The 16,470-nt window shown below is 72.8% G+C and carries 15 protein-coding genes; 5 read left to right on the forward strand and 10 right to left on the reverse strand.

Translation table 11 applies throughout. The annotated features are described in order from the left end of the window. The first annotated feature begins 6 nt into the window (after nt 1-6). On the forward strand, nt 7-1,227 hold the full coding sequence (locus DDJ31_RS02220; protein ID WP_127181994.1) for a saccharopine dehydrogenase family protein: 1,221 nt from the start codon (nt 7-9) through the stop codon (nt 1,225-1,227). 110 nt (nt 1,228-1,337) lie between these two features. Beyond that, nucleotides 1,338-1,598, forward strand: coding sequence for a WhiB family transcriptional regulator (locus DDJ31_RS02225; protein ID WP_127181993.1), 261 nt, complete (start codon nt 1,338-1,340; stop codon nt 1,596-1,598). On the opposite strand, the gene DDJ31_RS02230 is transcribed toward DDJ31_RS02225, so the two are convergent. Beyond that, nucleotides 1,595-3,412, reverse strand: coding sequence for a sensor histidine kinase (locus DDJ31_RS02230; protein WP_127181992.1), 1,818 nt, complete (start codon nt 3,410-3,412; stop codon nt 1,595-1,597). The genes DDJ31_RS02225 and DDJ31_RS02230 overlap by 4 nt on opposite strands. Then, nucleotides 3,409-4,107 (reverse strand): response regulator transcription factor, encoded by a 699-nt coding sequence (locus tag DDJ31_RS02235; RefSeq protein ID WP_127181991.1) that lies wholly within the window; start codon nt 4,105-4,107, stop codon nt 3,409-3,411. The genes DDJ31_RS02230 and DDJ31_RS02235 overlap by 4 nt, the downstream gene beginning before the upstream one ends. Nucleotides 4,108-4,284: 177 nt before the next feature. Here DDJ31_RS02235 and DDJ31_RS02240 point away from each other — a divergent pair, with 177 nt between their 5' ends. After that, the gene (locus tag DDJ31_RS02240; RefSeq protein ID WP_127181990.1) at nt 4,285-4,689 is read left to right on the forward strand and encodes a thiol-disulfide oxidoreductase DCC family protein; all 405 of its coding nucleotides are present in this window, start codon (nt 4,285-4,287) and stop codon (nt 4,687-4,689) included. Here DDJ31_RS02240 and DDJ31_RS02245 read toward each other — a convergent pair. The 7 genes from DDJ31_RS02245 to DDJ31_RS02275 all read right to left on the reverse strand — a co-directional run bounded on the left by DDJ31_RS02245 (nt 4,658) and on the right by DDJ31_RS02275 (nt 13,164). Next, a complete protein-coding gene (locus DDJ31_RS02245; RefSeq protein ID WP_127181989.1) occupies nt 4,658-5,794 on the reverse strand; it encodes an HTTM domain-containing protein in 1,137 nt (378 codons plus the stop codon). The genes DDJ31_RS02240 and DDJ31_RS02245 overlap by 32 nt on opposite strands. Further along, a complete protein-coding gene (locus tag DDJ31_RS02250) occupies nt 5,784-6,386 on the reverse strand; it encodes a DUF5819 family protein (protein ID WP_240678312.1) in 603 nt (200 codons plus the stop codon). Before DDJ31_RS02250 ends, DDJ31_RS02245 begins: the two co-directional genes overlap by 11 nt. A gap of 242 nt (nt 6,387-6,628) precedes the next feature. Next, nucleotides 6,629-8,026 carry an ice-binding family protein gene (locus DDJ31_RS02255; protein WP_431028933.1) on the reverse strand — a complete coding sequence of 466 codons (1,398 nt, stop codon included), beginning with the start codon at nt 8,024-8,026 and terminating at the stop codon, nt 6,629-6,631. A 457-nt stretch (nt 8,027-8,483) separates the two neighbouring features. Next, nucleotides 8,484-9,227: a L,D-transpeptidase family protein gene (locus DDJ31_RS02260; RefSeq protein ID WP_127181987.1), complete on the reverse strand. Its 744-nt coding sequence runs from the start codon at nt 9,225-9,227 to the stop codon at nt 8,484-8,486. A gap of 41 nt (nt 9,228-9,268) precedes the next feature. Beyond that, a complete protein-coding gene (locus tag DDJ31_RS02265; RefSeq protein WP_127181986.1) occupies nt 9,269-10,714 on the reverse strand; it encodes a M1 family metallopeptidase in 1,446 nt (481 codons plus the stop codon). Nucleotides 10,715-10,844: 130 nt separating this feature from the next. After that, on the reverse strand, nt 10,845-12,518 hold the full coding sequence (locus tag DDJ31_RS02270) for an FAD-binding dehydrogenase (protein WP_127181985.1): 1,674 nt from the start codon (nt 12,516-12,518) through the stop codon (nt 10,845-10,847). A 16-nt stretch (nt 12,519-12,534) separates the two neighbouring features. Then, nucleotides 12,535-13,164: a TetR/AcrR family transcriptional regulator gene (locus tag DDJ31_RS02275; protein ID WP_127181984.1), complete on the reverse strand. Its 630-nt coding sequence runs from the start codon at nt 13,162-13,164 to the stop codon at nt 12,535-12,537. Nucleotides 13,165-13,304: 140 nt separating this feature from the next. Between DDJ31_RS02275 and DDJ31_RS02280 the strand changes: the two genes are divergently transcribed. Both DDJ31_RS02280 and DDJ31_RS02285 read left to right on the forward strand, forming a co-directional pair. Then, on the forward strand, nt 13,305-13,931 hold the full coding sequence (locus DDJ31_RS02280) for an alpha-ketoglutarate-dependent dioxygenase AlkB (RefSeq protein ID WP_127181983.1): 627 nt from the start codon (nt 13,305-13,307) through the stop codon (nt 13,929-13,931). 147 nt (nt 13,932-14,078) lie between these two features. Continuing rightward, nucleotides 14,079-15,314: a DUF4032 domain-containing protein gene (locus DDJ31_RS02285; protein WP_127181982.1), complete on the forward strand. Its 1,236-nt coding sequence runs from the start codon at nt 14,079-14,081 to the stop codon at nt 15,312-15,314. A 1-nt stretch (nt 15,315) separates the two neighbouring features. Here DDJ31_RS02285 and DDJ31_RS02290 read toward each other — a convergent pair whose 3' ends face one another. Beyond that, nucleotides 15,316-16,188: a universal stress protein gene (locus DDJ31_RS02290; RefSeq protein ID WP_127181981.1), complete on the reverse strand. Its 873-nt coding sequence runs from the start codon at nt 16,186-16,188 to the stop codon at nt 15,316-15,318. Between the last annotated feature and the right edge of the window lie 282 nt (nt 16,189-16,470).

A 16,470-nucleotide genomic window follows, 5' to 3' on the forward strand; every position in this document is an offset into this window, starting at 1 on the left:
CCAGTCATGCGTGTACTGCTCGTGGGGGCCGGCGGCGTCGGCACCGCCGTCACCCGGATCGCGGCCAGGCGGCCGTTCTTCGAGGCGATGGTGGTCGCCGACCACGACCCGGCCCGCGCCGAGGCCGCCGTCGCGGCCCTCGGCGACGGTGAGCGGCGCTTCTCGGCCGCCCGCGTCGACGCGAACGACGAGGCGGCGGTGGCCGCGCTGCTGCGCGCGCACTCCTGCGACGTCCTCCTCAACGCCACCGACCCGCGTTTCGTGATGCCGCTGTTCCGCGCGGCCCGCGCCGCGGGCGCCGACTACCTCGACATGGCGATGTCCCTGTCCCACCCGCATCCCGAACGCCCCTACGAGGAGTGCGGCGAGAAGCTGGGCGACGCGCAGTTCGCGGCGTCCGACGAGTGGGCCGGGGCGGGCGCGCTCGCCCTGGTGGGCATGGGCGTCGAGCCGGGACTCTCGGACGTCTTCGCCCGCCACGCCGCCGACGAACTCTTCGACGACATCGACGAGATCGGCGTCCGCGACGGCGCGAACCTCACCGTCGACGGCTACGACTTCGCGCCGTCCTTCAGCATCTGGACCACCATCGAGGAGTGCCTCAACCCGCCGGTGGTCTACGAGGCCGGGCGCGGCTGGTTCACCACCGAGCCGTTCAGCGAGCCCGAGGTGTTCGACTTCCCCGACGGCATCGGCCCGGTGGAGTGCGTGAACGTCGAGCACGAGGAGGTGCTGCTGATGCCGCGCTGGGTGGACGCCCGCCGGGTGACCTTCAAGTACGGCCTGGGCAGCGAGTTCATCGACACCCTCAGGACGCTGCACCTGCTCGGGCTCGACCGCACCGAGCCGGTGACCGTGCCGGGCCCGGCGGGAGCGGTGTCCGTCTCGCCCCGGGACGTCGTCGCGGCCTGTCTGCCCGACCCGGCGACGCTCGGCGACCGGATGCGCGGCAAGACCTGCGCGGGCACCTGGGTGCGCGGCACCAAGGACGGGGCGCCGCGCGAGGTGTACCTCTACCACGTCGTCGACAACGAGTGGTCGATGGCCGAGTACGGCAGCCAGGCCGTGGTCTGGCAGACGGCGATCAACCCGGTGATCGCCCTCGAACTCCTCGCCACCGGCGCCTGGTCGGGCGCGGGCGTCCTCGGCCCCGAGGCGTTCCCGGCCCGCCCGTTCCTCGATCTGCTGACCGCGTACGGCTCTCCGTGGGGGCTGCGCGAGCAGTGATCCGGGACTTCGGCCGGACTCGTTTGTTTCACCTGCGCCCTGACCGGTGACCCGTACTCCGACAGGCCGTTGTACGAGGCACGGACGACTTCGAGCACAGGTGACTTTTCATGGAGAACTGGCGAGACCACGCCGCGTGCCGCACCGAGGACCCCGAGCTCTTCTTCCCGATCGGCACGTCGGGACCCGCCGTGATGCAGGCCGAGCAGGCGAAGCGGGTGTGCGCGGGGTGCCCGGTGCGGGAGCAGTGTCTGCGCTGGGCCCTGGACGCCGGGGACTGCCTGGGCGTCTGGGGCGGCACGGACGAGAACGAACGACGGGCCCTACGCGCCCGCAAGCGCCGCCAGGCGGCCCGCGCCGCGCAAGGTTAGGGCTCCGTCCCGGACGGCAGGCTCAGTGTGAAACGCGCGCCCTCGCCCGGGGTGCTGTCGGCGTGGACCGTGCCGTCGTGGGCGGCGAGCAGATGGCGGACGATCGACAGGCCGAGGCCGCTGCCGCCGGTGCGGCGGCTGCGGGATTTCTCGGCCCGCCAGAACCGGTCGAAGACGTGCGGCAGATCGTCCGGGTCGATGCCGCTGCCGGTGTCGGCGACCGTGAGAGCGATCCGGTCGCCGTCCCGGCGGGCGGTCAGGGTGACCGTGCCGCCGGCCGGCGTGTGCCGCAGCGCGTTGGTGACGAGGTTGCCCAGCGCCTGCCGCATCCGCACCGGGTCGGCGTCCAGCCAGAGGGTGCCGTCGGTCGCGGTGCGCAGGGCGACCCCGGCCGTGTCGGCGGCCACCCCGTGGGCGGCGGCGACCTGACCGAGGAGTTCGTCGACCCGCACCGGCTCCCGGTGCAGACGCAGGGTGCCGGCGTCGGCCGCGGCCAGGTCCTGGAGGTCGTCGATGATCCGCTGGAGCACCAGCGCCTCGTCGTGCAGGGACGACAGCAGCGCGGGATCGGGGTCGACGACGCCGTCCCTCGCGACCTCCAGCCAGCCGCGGATGTTGGTGAGCGGGCTGCGCAGTTCGTGGGCGATGTCGCTGACCATCGCCTTGCGTTGGGCCTCAAGGCGCTCCCTGCGCTCGGTGAGGTCGTTGAAGGCCATGGCGAGGATGCCGGTCTCGTCGCGGGTCGTCACCGGCACCCGGACATGCAGGTCGGGTGGCTGCTGGGCGGCGGCGGTCAGCGCCCGCAGCGGGCGCACCAGCCGGGTGGCGACGACGGCGGTGACGGCGACCGTGAAGGCGAGGACGAGTCCGGCCGCGCCCGCCACCTTCGCCTTGTTGACCGGCGACATGTCGAACCGGGGCACGCTCTGGTCGCCGATGCCGAGGAAGAGTTCGGCCACCGGGGCGACAAAAGGGACGAGTTGGGCCCGGCGGGCGTCGGTGACGCAGCCCAGGACGGTGTCCACCGTGTCGGCGTCGGCCTCCTTCGGGTATCTGACCAGCAGGAAGGGATCGATGCCGGCCATGCCGCCCGGGTCCATCGACAGTTGGAGAGGGGCGCCGAGATCCACGCCCTCGCGGTCCAGGCAGGACGCGGCCGGGCCGCTCAGCGCCTTCAGCGCCCTGCTCTCCGTGGGGGTCGGTCTGGCCAGCAGGTAGCCGCACTTGGGCAGCAGGTAGTCCACCGCGTCGGAGCCGTCGGTGGCGGTGACGACGGGCCGCCCGCTCGGGGTCTGTGCGATCCGGCTGTGCACGCCGAACACTTCGAGGCACTTCTGCTGGTTCTCCGCCCCCGCGGCCAGCAGCGCGCGTTCCTTCTCGGGCAGCCGGTAGGGCCCCACCGCGCGCGGGTCGATGCCGCTGAGCTGCGCGCCGGACTCCGTGTAGGTGTCGGTGTGCAGCGGGTCGACGGCGGCCGCGGGGCTCGGCGGCAGGGAGGTGCCCCGGGGCGCGGAGTCGGCGACGAGGGTGCGGTCGGCGGTGGTCAGGGCGATGCGCCGGCCGGTCCGCGCGGCCAGCTCCCGTACCGTGCGCTGGACACCCGTCCAGTCGCGGTGGGTCGCCGCGTACCCGCTGAGGTCGGCGAGGATGCGGTTGTCGGCGGCGAGATCGCGGCCCTGCTCCTCCTTGAGGGCGCGGGTCGTCGTGGCGACCGCGATCCAGGCCGTCGCCGCGACCGAGCAGAGCGCGATCAGCGCGGAGGCGAGCAGCAGCCGCGCCGACAGCCGCTTGCGGACCGGTATCCGGGGGGTCATTCCCGTCTGCCGCTGAGCTTGTAGCCGACACCGAACACGGTCAGCAGCCGCACCGGGTGGCGCGGGTCGGCCTCGATCTTCTTGCGCAGGTTCATGATGTGGACGTCCACCGCCCGCTCGGTCGACGACCGGTCGAGGCCGCGGGTGCACTCCAGCAACTGCCGTCGGGAGAAGACCCGTTCGGGCTCCCCCGCCATCGCCAGCAGGATCTGGAACTCGGCCGGTGTGCACTCCACGGGCCGGTCGTCCAAGCGCACCTCGTGGCGCACCGGGTCGACCGTGATGCCGCCCGCCCGCGCGACGAGTTCCTCGCGCGGGCCCGCGGCGCGTCCGCTGCGCCGCAGCACGGTGCGGATGCGGGCCATCAGTTCGCGGGGGCTGTACGGCTTGGTCATGTAGTCGTCGGCGCCCAGTTCGAGGCCGCGCAGGACGTCGTCCTCGTCGGAGCGGGCGGTGAGCATCAGGACCGGGATGTCGGTGCCGCCGCCGCGCAGCGTCCGGCAGACGGCGAAGCCGTCGATGACCGGCAGCATCAGATCGAGGACGACGAGGTCGGGACGGAGTCCGCGGGCGGCGTCGAGCGCCGCGCGGCCGTCGTGGACGACGGTGGCGGTGTGTCCTTCGGCGAGCAGGGAGCGGCGGATCAACTCGGCCTGCATCGTGTCGTCCTCGGCGACCAGCACATGTGCGCACACGGTGGGGATCCTAGGCCCTGTCGCTCCGCGGCCGCCTGGTGAGGGGAGGCTGTGCGGGCGGGCGGCACCGAGCGAAAACGCACCGCGGTGGCGCGGAGGGAGGACGGGCCGGCGACACACCGGCAAGAAGGACGCCGGGACGTCGAGGCGAGGGGCGTGCGGGCGGATGATGAGCCCATGCTGACCCGACCCGTCCTCGTCTACGACGGCGACTGCGCCTTCTGCACCACAGCGGTGCACTTCCTGGAGCGGCGGCTGCGCCCTCGATGTTCTTTCACACCTTGGCAGTTCGCGGATCTGGAGGCACTCGGGACCACCCGGAGCCGCGCGGAGCACGAGGTGCTGTGGGTCACGCCGGCCGGCGCCGTGCAGGGCGGGGTGCAGGCGTTCGCCAGGCTGTTGCTGCGCGCGGGCAGGGGATGGGCGGTCCTCGGCGCCCTGCTCACCCTGCCGCCCTTCCGCTGGATCGCCCACGGTGTCTACCGTGTGGTCGCCCGCAACCGCGACCGGATGCCCGGCGGCACTCCGTCCTGCGCGCTGCCTGCGGACCTCAGACGGCCCGCCTCCCGCGAGGTTCCTTGACGAGCCGCTCGCCGCCCGGCCGTTCTGCCGCGCCGACCGCGCCGGGCCTGCCCTGCGGCGGCACGGTACCCGTCGTCCGCCGGGAGTCCTGCCGCTCCGTGCCGGTACGTCGCGTCGCACGCCGGCCCAGCCTCCCTAGCGCGGTGTAGAAGCGGTCGGGGAGGAAGACGGCGTCGGCGACGATCATCGCGCCGGAGAAGAGGGGGAGCCCCATGAGCAGGGCGATCCCGAGGTGCATGCCGAGGAGCATGGTCAGGACCGGGTACTTGAGCCGGCCGAACAGGACGAACGGGAAGGCGACCTGGAGGAGCACGGTCAGATAGCCCGCGATGGCGATCAGGACCGTGTGCTGGTCCGCGATGTGGGAGAGCGCGGGCCAGGGGCGGAAGAGTTCGAGGTTCAGCACGTAGTGGAGGGCCGTCCCGGCACCCCAGGTTCCGCCCTGCACCTTGTACAGGCCGGCCGAGCCGTAGAGGAAGCAGACCTGGGCCGCGATGACGACGAGGGCGCAGTTGTGCAGGACGGTGGTCAAGGCGCGGCGCGCGTCGCGGAGTTGGCCTGCGCTCCTGGGCACGTGTTCCGCAGCCCGGCCCTGTTCTGTCACGGGTGCCGGTGCCGCCGTCCCGCGGCGTGCCCGGCGCGCGTCCAGGGACCAGCGTCGGCCGCACGCGGTGAAGGCGAGGTAGACCGCCATCAGCAGGATGAGGTTGTCGCCGCCGTCCGTCATGAAGATCGCTCGGGCGTGGAACGACGCGACCACGACGGCGAAGAGGATCGAGACGACGCGGGTCCGCCAGCCCAGCAGGAACAGCGTGGCCGTGACGAGCGCCGACGCGTAGCAGAGTTCGAAGTAGACACGGCCGTCGGACAGGGTGAGGATGCTGGCCCAGCCCGTCTGGTCGAAGAGTTCCCTGGCCAGCGCGGGAGTCCACGGGGAACCGGGGCCCCAGATCTCGTCGCGGTGCGGGAACTCCCTGAGCAGGAAGCCCAGATAGAGCAGCCCGTAGCCGATCCGCAGCACCGACACGGCGTAGAGCGAGGCGGGCCGTTCCGTCAGAAGCGCGCGCAGCGCCCTGGCCCGGTCGACGATGTGCTCAGTTCCCATGGGGGGTCACCTTCCACCAGGGCAGCAGCCGGGTCTCGGCGGTCGCGGGCGAGGCCGGAGGGGACGGCCGGTCACCGTCCGCGGCGTCGGGGGCGGCCACCGGCCGTGTGATCACACGGAGTTGGATGGCCTCGAACGGGCCGCCGCGGTGGGCGGCCACGCGCTCGGCGGCGATGTTCCGCAGATAGGTGCGCATCATCACGGCGCGATCCGAACGCGGCTCGTCGTCGCCGCCGAGTGTTTCGACATAGGACGTCCAGGACCGGCGCAGCAGATTCTGCGCCGTGTGGCTGGGGAACGGATGGTGTTCGACCGCGGAGGTGTCGACGGCGGTCAGGTCGAACCAGGGACCGACCTTGACGGAGCCGTCCGGTGCGGTGTGCGCGGTCCGCGCGGAGATCTGCCGGTTCACCGAGTCGGGGTCGGGGGCGAAAAGCCGCCAATTCTGCTCGAACAGGGGGTAGACCCATGCGTTGACGGTTCTGCTGTACCGCTGTGAGACGACGTTGGCGGGGGCGACATGGAGAAATACGAGGAGGACATGGATCAGCGTGATCGCCACACACAGGACCACGGTGATGTCGACCGCCACTCGGAGTACCCGATTACCTCCCGATCTCGCACGGGGAGCGGCCGGCGATGTGTCTCCTTCGCGCGGGACCGGCCCGGAGTCGAGCCCGGAGCAGATCTCCTTCAATTCCCTCACGCCTGTCGATTCCCTTCGAATTCCCGCTGTCGGTGCCCGCGGCGCGCGGCGGATTCGCGGAGAATTCCGCCGCGCGCCGTCATCCGGTCAAAGGGCTCCCCGCTGCCCGAATTCCGGCCTCCCGCTGGTCAGCCCTGGTGGCCGTTCTGCCAGTCGGGCTGGTTGCCGTAGCCACCGTTTTCGTGGCCGGGCTTGCCGCCGTGCTCATGGCCGGGCTTGCCACCCTGCTCGTGACCAGGCTTACCGCCGTGCTCGTGACCGGGCTTGCCACCCTGCTCATGGCCGGGCTTGCCACCCTGCTCGTGACCGGGCTTGCCACCCTGCTCGTGACCGGGCTTGCCACCCTGCTCGTGACCGGGCTTGCCACCCTGCTCGTGACCGGGCTTGCCACCCTGCTCGTGACCAGGCTTACCGCCGTGCTCATGGCCGGGCTTGCCACCCTGCTCGTGACCAGGCTTCCCGCCGTGGCCGTGCCCGTGACCGTGGCCATGCCCGTGACCGGGCTTCGGCGGCTTCGGGGGCTTTCCGCCCGTACCGCCGCCGGTGATGCTGCCCGCCGTGTTCCCGGCGATGTTGCCGGAGGTGTTGCCGACGGTCATTCCGCCTGTCGCGCCTCCGACGGTGCCGCCGGTGGTGCCGCCGGTCAGGACACCGCCCAGCACGCCGCCCAGGACGCCACCGGTGGTGGTGCCGCCCGTCGTGACGCCACCCAGCACCCCGCCCAGCACCCCGCCGAGCACGCCCCCGGTGGTGGTTCCGGTGGTCGTGCCGGTCGTGGTTCCCGTGGTCGTGCCCGACGTGGTGCCACCGGCGCAGGTGGAGCGGGTGATCGTGTTGGTGTCCAACGTGACCGAGCCGTTACGGGCCAGCGCCCGGCCGTTGATGGTCGCGCCCGTGGTGGCGCTGATCGAGGTCAGGGCCAGAATGTTGCCCACGAACGTCGAGTTGGTGCCCAGGGTGGCCGAACTGCCGATCTCCCAGAACACGTTGCACGCCTGCGCGCCGTTGATGAGGTTGACCTGGCTGGCAGAGGCCGTGGTCAGCGACGAACCGACCTGGAAGACCCAGACGGCGTTGGGGTCGCCCTGCGCGTCGAGGGTGAGGGTGCCGGTGAGCCCGAGGGTCGAGGACGCGGTGTAGACGCCGGGTACCAGCGTCAGACCGCCGGCGTCCGGCGGAAGTGCCGCGTCGGTCGCCTGTCCGGCCGCGTTGTTGAAGGCCGTCGTCAGGTCCGACTTGGCCTGGAGCGCGACGGCGTCGGCGGAGTGCTGAGCCCCGTTCACGATACCGGGCGGGAACCCGCTGATCGCCGTTCCGGGGCTGACGCCGATGTCCCCGGTGATCACCGTGGGGCCGGTGTTGGTGATCGACTGACCGGCCAGCACCGCGAAGCTGCTCGCGGTACCCAGCGGCACGGGGGTCGCGATGGCCAGGGCGGGCGTGGACGTCACCGCGACCATGGCGGCGGCCACCGTCGTGGTGAGCGCCGCGGCGAACCAGGTGGAGAAGGTACGTCTGTGAGCCACATCAGGATCATGCAGATTCATCGAGAGCCGATTTCTGTGCGAGACGGTGGCATACCGGGCTACTGAGTCACCGCCCGGGGAGCCTTTTCTCTGTCGCGGGCACATTACGCACAGGGGCACGCCTTTTCCCTGCCGGAAAGGGGGCCATCGAGAAACGTCACGCATTGATGAGCGCGGAATACTTATGGTAAATAATTCCATCCGGAAATCGGCGGACGACAAGGAACGCGTGCCGTGCAGAACGGATTCTCCTGAGTGTCACACGCGGGATGTGACGGGAGGGAAAAATCAGACAGCCGCGCCGAATTGGATCCTTGATCTGCCGAACAGATGACAGCGGACGCGGCGCCCTGGCCCGTGTAGGGCGCAGCGGGCGCACCGCGAGAGCGACCCGTGGCCCTCTTTTGGGGGGCACCCGAGCGCGCCGGTCATCGAGCCAGGACGACGCTCAGCCGCCTCAGCGTGCGAGAGACGCGGCGTCCCCCATGACGACGACCGGGTGCAGCGCCGGGTCGAGGGTGCGCAGCAGCCGCTTCATGTGGGTCTCGGAGACGCTGACGCAGCCGTGGGTGGGGCCGCCGTGGTCGACGTGGATCCAGATGCCGCCGCCGCGGTCGGCGCCGAGCGGGCGGGTCCAGTCCAGGGGGGTGGTGCCGGGGCGGCGGTTGTAGTTGATGGCGACCACGTAGTCGAAGGAGCCGGCCAGCGGCTCGCCCTCGAAGCCGGTGCCGGGCGAGGTGAATCCGCTGCCGTGGTCGTAGGGGAGCTTCGTGCCGGGGTCGGGCCGCAGTCCGCCCGCGTCGGTGAGGCCGAACACCCCGATGGGCGAGCGCAGATCGCCGCCCCTGTGGTGGTCGGTCCAGCCCTTGAGGGCGTTGTGCGCGGGCCAGACCGCTCCGGGTTCCCAGCCCCGCTCCGTCCGCGCGTACAGGGTGACGCGGGAGTCCGGCGAGTTCCGGCCCTCGCCGGTGACGACGACGGCCTGTTCGCTGTCCTTCGGTATGCCGGCCCGCGTCCGGGGGCCGAGGCCCGGTATCCGCAGCGGGGCGGCCTGGACGGACGTCCGGGGCACGGGGGTGGCCGACGGCCCGGCCGGCGCGGTGGCGGCGGCCCGGTCGTCGGAGGCCGTCCCGGCGCCGCATCCGGTCAGGGCGACCAGGGACGCGGCGAGCAGGACGGCACGGGTTCTGCGCGTGATCATGAAGAGACCTTGGCCGAGACTTTTGAGGAACGTGTCAGTTTCTACGCTCGTTCGGGTTTCCCCTGCGCGGAGAGCCATGTGTGGAGGAGGGGGGCGAGTTCGCGTCCGGACTCGCGTTCCGCGAGGCGGACGAACTGGGCGGTGGTGCCGTGCCCTTGGCGGTGCTCGGTGGCCCAGGCGCGCAGGACCCGCAGGAAGACGCGGTCGCCGACGGCGGTGCGCAGGGCGTGCAGGGCCATGGCGCCGCGGTCGTAGACGGGGGTGCCGAAGATGCGGGCGCCGCTGCCGGGGTCGGCGGGCGGGTACGCCCACAGGCGGTCGCCGGCCGGCTTGGCGTAGAGCGCGTCGAAGGTCTGCTGGGCGGTGTCCCCGCCGTGCTGTTCGCTGTAGAGCCACTCGGCGTAGGTGGCGAAGCCCTCGTTGAGCCAGATGTCCTTCCAGGAGGTGAGGGAGACCGAGTCGCCGAACCACTGGTGGGCGCTCTCGTGGACGAGGGTGGCGAGGTCGGGCGCCGCGTCGTAGAGCGGCCGCGACTGGGTCTCCAGGGCGTAGCCGGCGTCGGGCGCGTGGTCGACGATCGCGCCGGCGGCGCGGAACGGGTAGGGCCCGAACAGCGTGCTCTCCCAGGCGAGGACGGACGGCAGCTTCTTGAGGACGGGCGCGGCGGCGGCCGCCTCGCGCGGGTCGACGGCGTTGTAGACGCGGATGCCGTCGCGGGTGGTGTACCTCTCGACGGCGAAGGTGCCGACGGTGGCGGTGGCGAGGTAGGCGGCCATAGGTTCGCGCTGGCGCCAGTGGAAGGTGCTGAGGCCGCGCGCGGTGCGCTGGTCGACGAGCACTCCGTTGGAGACGGCGGTGCGTCCCTCGGGGACGGTGACGGTGATGTCGTACGCCGACTTGTCCAGGGGGTGGTTGTTCGCCGGGAACCAGGTCATCGCGCCCTGGGGTTCGCCGGCCACGAAGGCGCCGTCGTCGGTGGGGAGCCAGCCGTCGTCCGAGCCGTCGGGGTCGGTGACCGGGCGCGGGGTGCCCCGGTAGGTCACGGTGACGGTGAACCGCTGTCCGGCGCGCAGGGGCCGGCCCGGGGTGACGACGAGTTCCTGTCCCGCGCGGGTGCGCGCGGCGCGGGCCCGGTCGACGGTGACGCCCGTGATCTTCAGGCCCTTGAGGTCGAGGTCGAAGCGGCCGAGCCGCTGGGTGGCGTGGGCGGTGAGGACGGCGGTGCCGTTGAGGTGGCGGGAGGCCGGGTCGTAACGGAGCGTCAGTCCGTAGTGCTCGACGTGGTATCCGCCGTTGCCGGCCAGCGGGAAGTAGGGGTCGCCCGCGCCGGCCGCGCCGTGCGCGGCGGGCGCGGCGGCGGCGGGGGCGGACACGGCGGGTGAGGCGGCGGCGAGCAGGGCCGCGACGGTGACAGGCACGGTCGCGGCGACGGCCCTGCGGCGCCGGGCGGCGGCGCCTACGGTGACCGGGCGGAGGGATCGTCTCACGTGCGCTCCTGGGGGTGGCGGGTGATCGATCCGGTCAGGCTAGGGCGGGGGCGGCGCCGATTTCCCCCTCGTTCAGGTCAAGTCACCGAGCGTCAGCGCCGCCGTGCCGGCCGTGGGGTCAGCCGTCGCGTCAGCCGGTCTCGCGGGCCGCCGCGCGTCCCGCGGCGCGCCCGGAGAAGAGGCAGCCGCCGAGGAAGGTGCCCTCCAGGGCGTTGTAGCCGTGCACGCCTCCGCCGCCGAAGCCGGCCACCTCGCCGGCCGCGTACAGGCCGTCGACAGGGGTGCCGTCGGCGCCGAGGGCGCGGGAGTCGAGGTCGGTCTGGATGCCGCCGAGGGTCTTGCGGGTGAGGATGTGCAGCTTGACGCCGATCAGCGGTCCGGCGTCCGGGTCGAGGAGGCGGTGCGGGGTGGCGACCCGGCCGAGGCGGTCGCCGATGTAGCGGCGGGCGTTGCGGATGCCCTGGACCTGGGAGTCCTTGCTGTAGGGGTTGGCCAGTTGGAGGTCGCGGGCCTCGATCTGGCGGCGCAGTCCCGCCGCGTCCAGGAGCGGCTCGTCGGTCAGGGCGTTCATCTTCCCGACGAGCTGTTCGAGGGTGGGCGCGGTCACGAAGTCGGCGCCCTTGCGCACGAAGGCGTCCACCGGGCCGGGGGCGCCCTTGCCGAGCAGCCGGTCGCGCAGCACCGCGCCCTTGTCCTTGGCGGTGATGTCCGGGTTCTGCTCGGAGCCGGAGAGCGCGAACTCCTTCTCGACGATGCGCCGGGTCAGGACGAACCAGGAGTGGTCGTGGCCGGCGAGGTCGGGGTCGGTGCGCAGGTGCCTGAGCGTGCCGAGGGTGTCGTAGCCGGGCAGGCAGGGGTCGGGCAGCCGGCGGCCGAGGGCGTCGAACCACATCGAGGACGGGCCGGGCAGGATGCGGATGCCGTGTCCCGGCCAGATCGGGTCCCAGTTCTGGATGCCCTCGGTGTAGTGCCACATGCGGTCGCGGTTGACGAGCCGGACGCCGGCCCGGGAGCTGATGTCGAGCATCCGGCCGTCGACGTAGGCGGGCACGCCGGTGACCATCCGGGCGGGCGGGGTGCCGAGCCGTTCGGGCCAGTACCTGCGGACGATGTCGTGGTCGGCGCCGATGCCGCCCGAGGTGACGATCACGGCCCGCGCGGTGAGTACGAAGTCGGCGACGCGGTCGCGGTTGGAGGGGACGCCGCGCGGGGAGCGGTCGTCGGCGAGGACGGTGCCGCGCACCCCGCTCGCGTGCCCGTCCTCGATGATCAGCTCGTCGACCCGGTGGCGGTGGTGGAACGTCAGCAGCCCGTCCCTGCGGGCCTGTTTGGCGTACTCGACGAAGGGTTCGACGACGCCGGTGCCGGTGCCCCAGGCGATGTGGAAGCGGGGCACGGAGTTGCCGTGGCCGTCGGCGCGCAGGTCGCCGCGTTCCGCCCAGCCGACGGTGGGCAGCAGTTTGATGCCGTGCCCCTCCAGCCAGGGCCGCTTCTCGCCGGCCGCGAACTCGACGTAGGCGCGGGCCCAGCGCACCGCCCAGGAGTCCTCGTCGTCGGTGCGGTCGAACTGCGCGCTGCCGCGCCAGTCGTTCCAGGCGAGGTCGAGGGAGTCCTTGATGCCGAGGCGGCGCTGTTCCGGTGAGTCGACGAGGAACAGGCCGCCGAAGGACCAGAAGGCCTGTCCGCCGAGGTTGGCCGCGTTCTCCTGGTCGACCAGGGCGACGCGCCTGCCCCGGCTGGTGAGTTCATGGGCCGCGACCAGGCCGGCGAGGCCCGCTCCGACGACGATGACGTCCGCATCCATGGCGACCGTTGCCTTTCTAGGGGAGGTCTCGTGTGCCGCTGCCGTCGGTCAGCAGGGCGGTGAGCAGCTGCTTGAGCCAGATCCGGGCGCCGTCGACGTCCTTGTCCAGCAGGAGCCTGGTGGTGACGCCGTCGTAGGCGGCGACCACGGCGTGCGCGGCGCTGTCGGGGTCGCCGAGCGGGGCGGTCGCCGGGGCGAGGCCGGGGGCGCGGGCGAGCCGGTCGGCGATGGCCCGGCGGAGCCTGGCCCGGTGTGCGAGGAGGGTGCCGGCGACGTCGGGCACCCGGGCCGCGTGCACCAGGAAGTCGGTCTTGACGAGGAGCCAGTCCAGGTCGAGGAGGAGGACCTCGGTGACTCGGTCGACGGCGCCGGCGACGTCGAGGTCGGGTCCTTCGCGGGCGAGGGCGCCCGCCACCTGGTCGGCGATGAGGTCGGCGCGCTGCCGGTAGAGGGCGAAGAACAGCTCGTCGAGGCTGGCGAAGTTGGAGTAGAAGGCGCCCCGGCTGTAGCCGGCGGCCTCGCAGACCTCCTCGATGGAGACGCGCCCGAACCCCTTGGCCGCGAACACCGCGAACGCGGCGTCCAGGAGGTTGGCGCGGGTGCGCACCCGGCGCCTGGTCACCCGTCCGGTGCTCGCTTCGCTCATGTCGTCCCGCCTCGGTTCGATACGTGAATGTATCCGATACACCGGTGTATCCGAAGGGGTCGGAAGAGGGCGCGGGAGCCCCAGGCGGACACCGACCCACGCAAGCGAACATATTTTCGATTAACGGTTACGCTGGTTCCATGACCACGCACCTCCAGGGCTCCCTCTTCGACCAGACCGACCGGCCGCGCCTCGGCCGCCTCGCCGGGATCCGCCGCACCGTGCTCGGCTCCGGCGCCTGGATCGACGTGCTGCCCGGCTGGCTGGCCGGCTCGGACCCGCTCTTCGAGCGGCTGGCCGCCGAGGTCCCCTGGCGCGCGGAGCGGCGCACCATGTACGACCAGGTCGTCGACGTCCCCCGGCTGCTCGCGTTCTACGGCGCGGGCGATCCGCTCCCGCACCCCGTCCTCACCGAGGCGCGCGACGCGCTCAGCGCGCACTACGCGCCGGAGCTGGGCGAGCCGTTCGCCACCGCGGGGCTCTGCCACTACCGCGACGGCCGGGACAGCGTGGCCTGGCACGGCGACCGGATCGGGCGCGGGGCGCGCGAGGACACCATGGTCGCGATCCTCTCCGTGGGCGCGCCCCGGGATCTGCTGCTGCGCCCCGCGGGCGGCGGCCGGACGGTCCGCAGGGCGCTCGGCCACGGCGACCTGATCGTGATGGGCGGCTCCTGCCAGCGGACCTGGGAGCACTGCGTCCCCAAGAGCGGCCGCGCGTCCGGGCCGCGGGTGAGCGTGCAGTTCCGCCCCCGGGGCGTGCGCTGACCCGCGCCCCGGCGAGACGGCGGGACAGCGGCCCTTCAGCCGCGCGGGACCGCCCCTTAGGGTGAGGTGACGATCACCCGCCCAGGACGTCCACCCGAGGACGTCCGCCCCCGGGCCGCCCGGCCGCGAGACGAGGACACCCGATCCATGGCACTCCAGATCAGCGCGACGAGACCGGAGCATCCCGCGCTCCTGCTGGAACTGCCCTGGCACCTGCCGCTGGAGGAGTGGCCGGAGGCGTACCTGGTGCCGCTGCCGCGCGGCATATCCCGGCACGTGGTGCGCTACGCGCGGGCCGGCGACGAGGTCATCGCCGTCAAGGAGCTGGCCGAGCGCCCGGCGCTGCGCGAGTACGAGCTGCTGCGCGACCTGGACCGGATCGGCATCCCCGCCGTCGACCCGCTGGCCGTCCTCACGGGCCGCACCGACGACGACGGCTCACCGCTGGAGTCCGTGCTGGTCACCCGGCATCTGCGCGGATCGCAGCCGTACCGCTCGATGTTCGAGACGACGATGCGCCCGGCCACCATGCACCGGCTGATGGACGCCCTCGCCGTGCTGCTCGTCCGGCTGCACCTGGCCGGGTTCGCGTGGGGCGACTGCTCGCTCTCCAACACCCTCTTCCGGCGGGACGCGGGCGCCTACGCGGCCTATCTCGTGGACGCCGAGACCGGCGACCTGCACCCGCGGCTCAGCGACGGGCAGCGGGAGTACGACCTCGACCTGGCGCGGGTGAACATCAGCGGCGAACTCCTCGACCTGGAGGCGTCGGGCGCGCTGCACCCGTCGGTCGACCCCATCGAGTTCGGCACCGAGATCTGCGCGCGCTACGGGCGGCTCTGGGAGGAGCTGACCCGCACCTCCGTCTACCCGGCGGGCAAGTACCACTACATCGAGCGCCGCATCCGCCGCCTCAACGACCTCGGCTTCGACGTCGCCGAGATGCAGATCAAGCACTCCGCCGACGGCGACTCGGTCACGTTCGTGCCGAAGGTCGTCGACGCCGGTCACCACCAGCGCCAACTGCTGCGGCTGACCGGCCTCGACACCGAGGAGAACCAGGCCAGGCGGCTGCTGAACGACCTGGAGAGCTGGATGGCCACCCAGGACGACTACGCCCCGGGCGACCCGCTCGCCGCCCGCCCCGAGGTGCTGGCCCACCGCTGGGTGCGGGACGTGTTCCGGCCCACCGTCAGGGCGGTGCCGCCCGAGCTGCGCGGCGCGATGGACGCGGCGGAGATCTACCACGAGCTGCTCGAACACCGCTGGTACCTGTCCGAGCAGGCGCAGGCCGACATCGGCCTCGACACGGCGGTCGCGGACTACATCGCGCACATCCTCCCGACCGCACGGGAGTCGCTGCGGCCCACGACCGCCGACTGACTCAGCCGTGCGGGACGACCGCCACCGGGCACTCCGCGTGGTGCAGCACCCCGTGCGCCACCGAACCGACCCGCGCGCCGACCGCCGTGCGCCTGGCCCTGCGTCCCACCACCATGAGCTGGGCGCGGGCGGCCACCGACAGCAGCACCTGTCCCGCGCTGCCCAGCTCGACGTGCTCCACCACGGGCACGTCGGGGAACTCCTCGCGGCACGGCCGCAGCGCGTCGGCCAGCGCCCGGCTCTCGTAGGGTTCGAGACCGCCGGCCTCGTCGAGGAGCTTCAGGGAGGCGGGGCTGTAGGCGAACACCGGCGGCAGGCTCCAGGCGCGCACGGCACGGACGGTGGCGCCGCGCGCGGCGGCGGCCCGGAACGCGAACCGCAGGGCGTCGACGCTGTCGTCCGGCTCGCCCTGCTGGCCGACGACGATCTCCCGCCCGGCCGCCTCCCCCGTCGCCCGGTCACCGGCCCGCACCAGGACCACCGGCCGCCCGGCCTCGGCGATCACCCGCTGTCCCACCGAGCCGAGCAGGAACCCGACGACCGGGCCGTGCCCGCGTGAGCCCAGCACCAGCAGCTCCGCCTCGGCCGCCGCCTCGATCAGCGTGTCGGCGCTCTCGCCCTCCCGCGCGTCGGCCCGGACGTCGAGCGCCGGGTACCGCGCCCTGACGCCCTCGGCGACCTCGGTGAGCGCGTCCCCCACCCAGCCGGCCTGGGTGGCCGCGTCCGCCGCCTCGAGCCGCTCGTGCGGCTGGAACCGCCAGGCCTGGAGGATCCGCAGCGGCAGGTCGCGCCTGAGCGCCTCCCTGGCCGCCCAGTCGAGTGCGGCGAGGCTCTCGTCGGTTCCGTCGACGCCTGCGGTGATCGGGCCCGCCATGCGGCTGCCTCCCTGTGTCGAGGTCATCCGTCCCGGGCCGGCCCGCTGTCGCGGGCCGGCCGTCCTGGACGTCTGTCGTGGGCTTCTTCCCTGGGCTTCCGTGGTGGGCATCCGCCCGGCCGGTCGCGAGGGCCAGTCTTCACCACTCGGCACACCCGGCACCCGCCCCCGCCCAGCGTCGCCCCTTCGGCGAACCACGGAGATCGAACATACGATGGACGGGAGCCGGCGCGGCGACCGCCTCCCCCGAGAGGGCCCGCCGTGCGGTCGGTCCGACCACTC

Source organism: Streptomyces griseoviridis, from assembly GCF_005222485.1.
Lineage (GTDB): Bacteria > Actinomycetota > Actinomycetes > Streptomycetales > Streptomycetaceae > Streptomyces > Streptomyces hintoniae.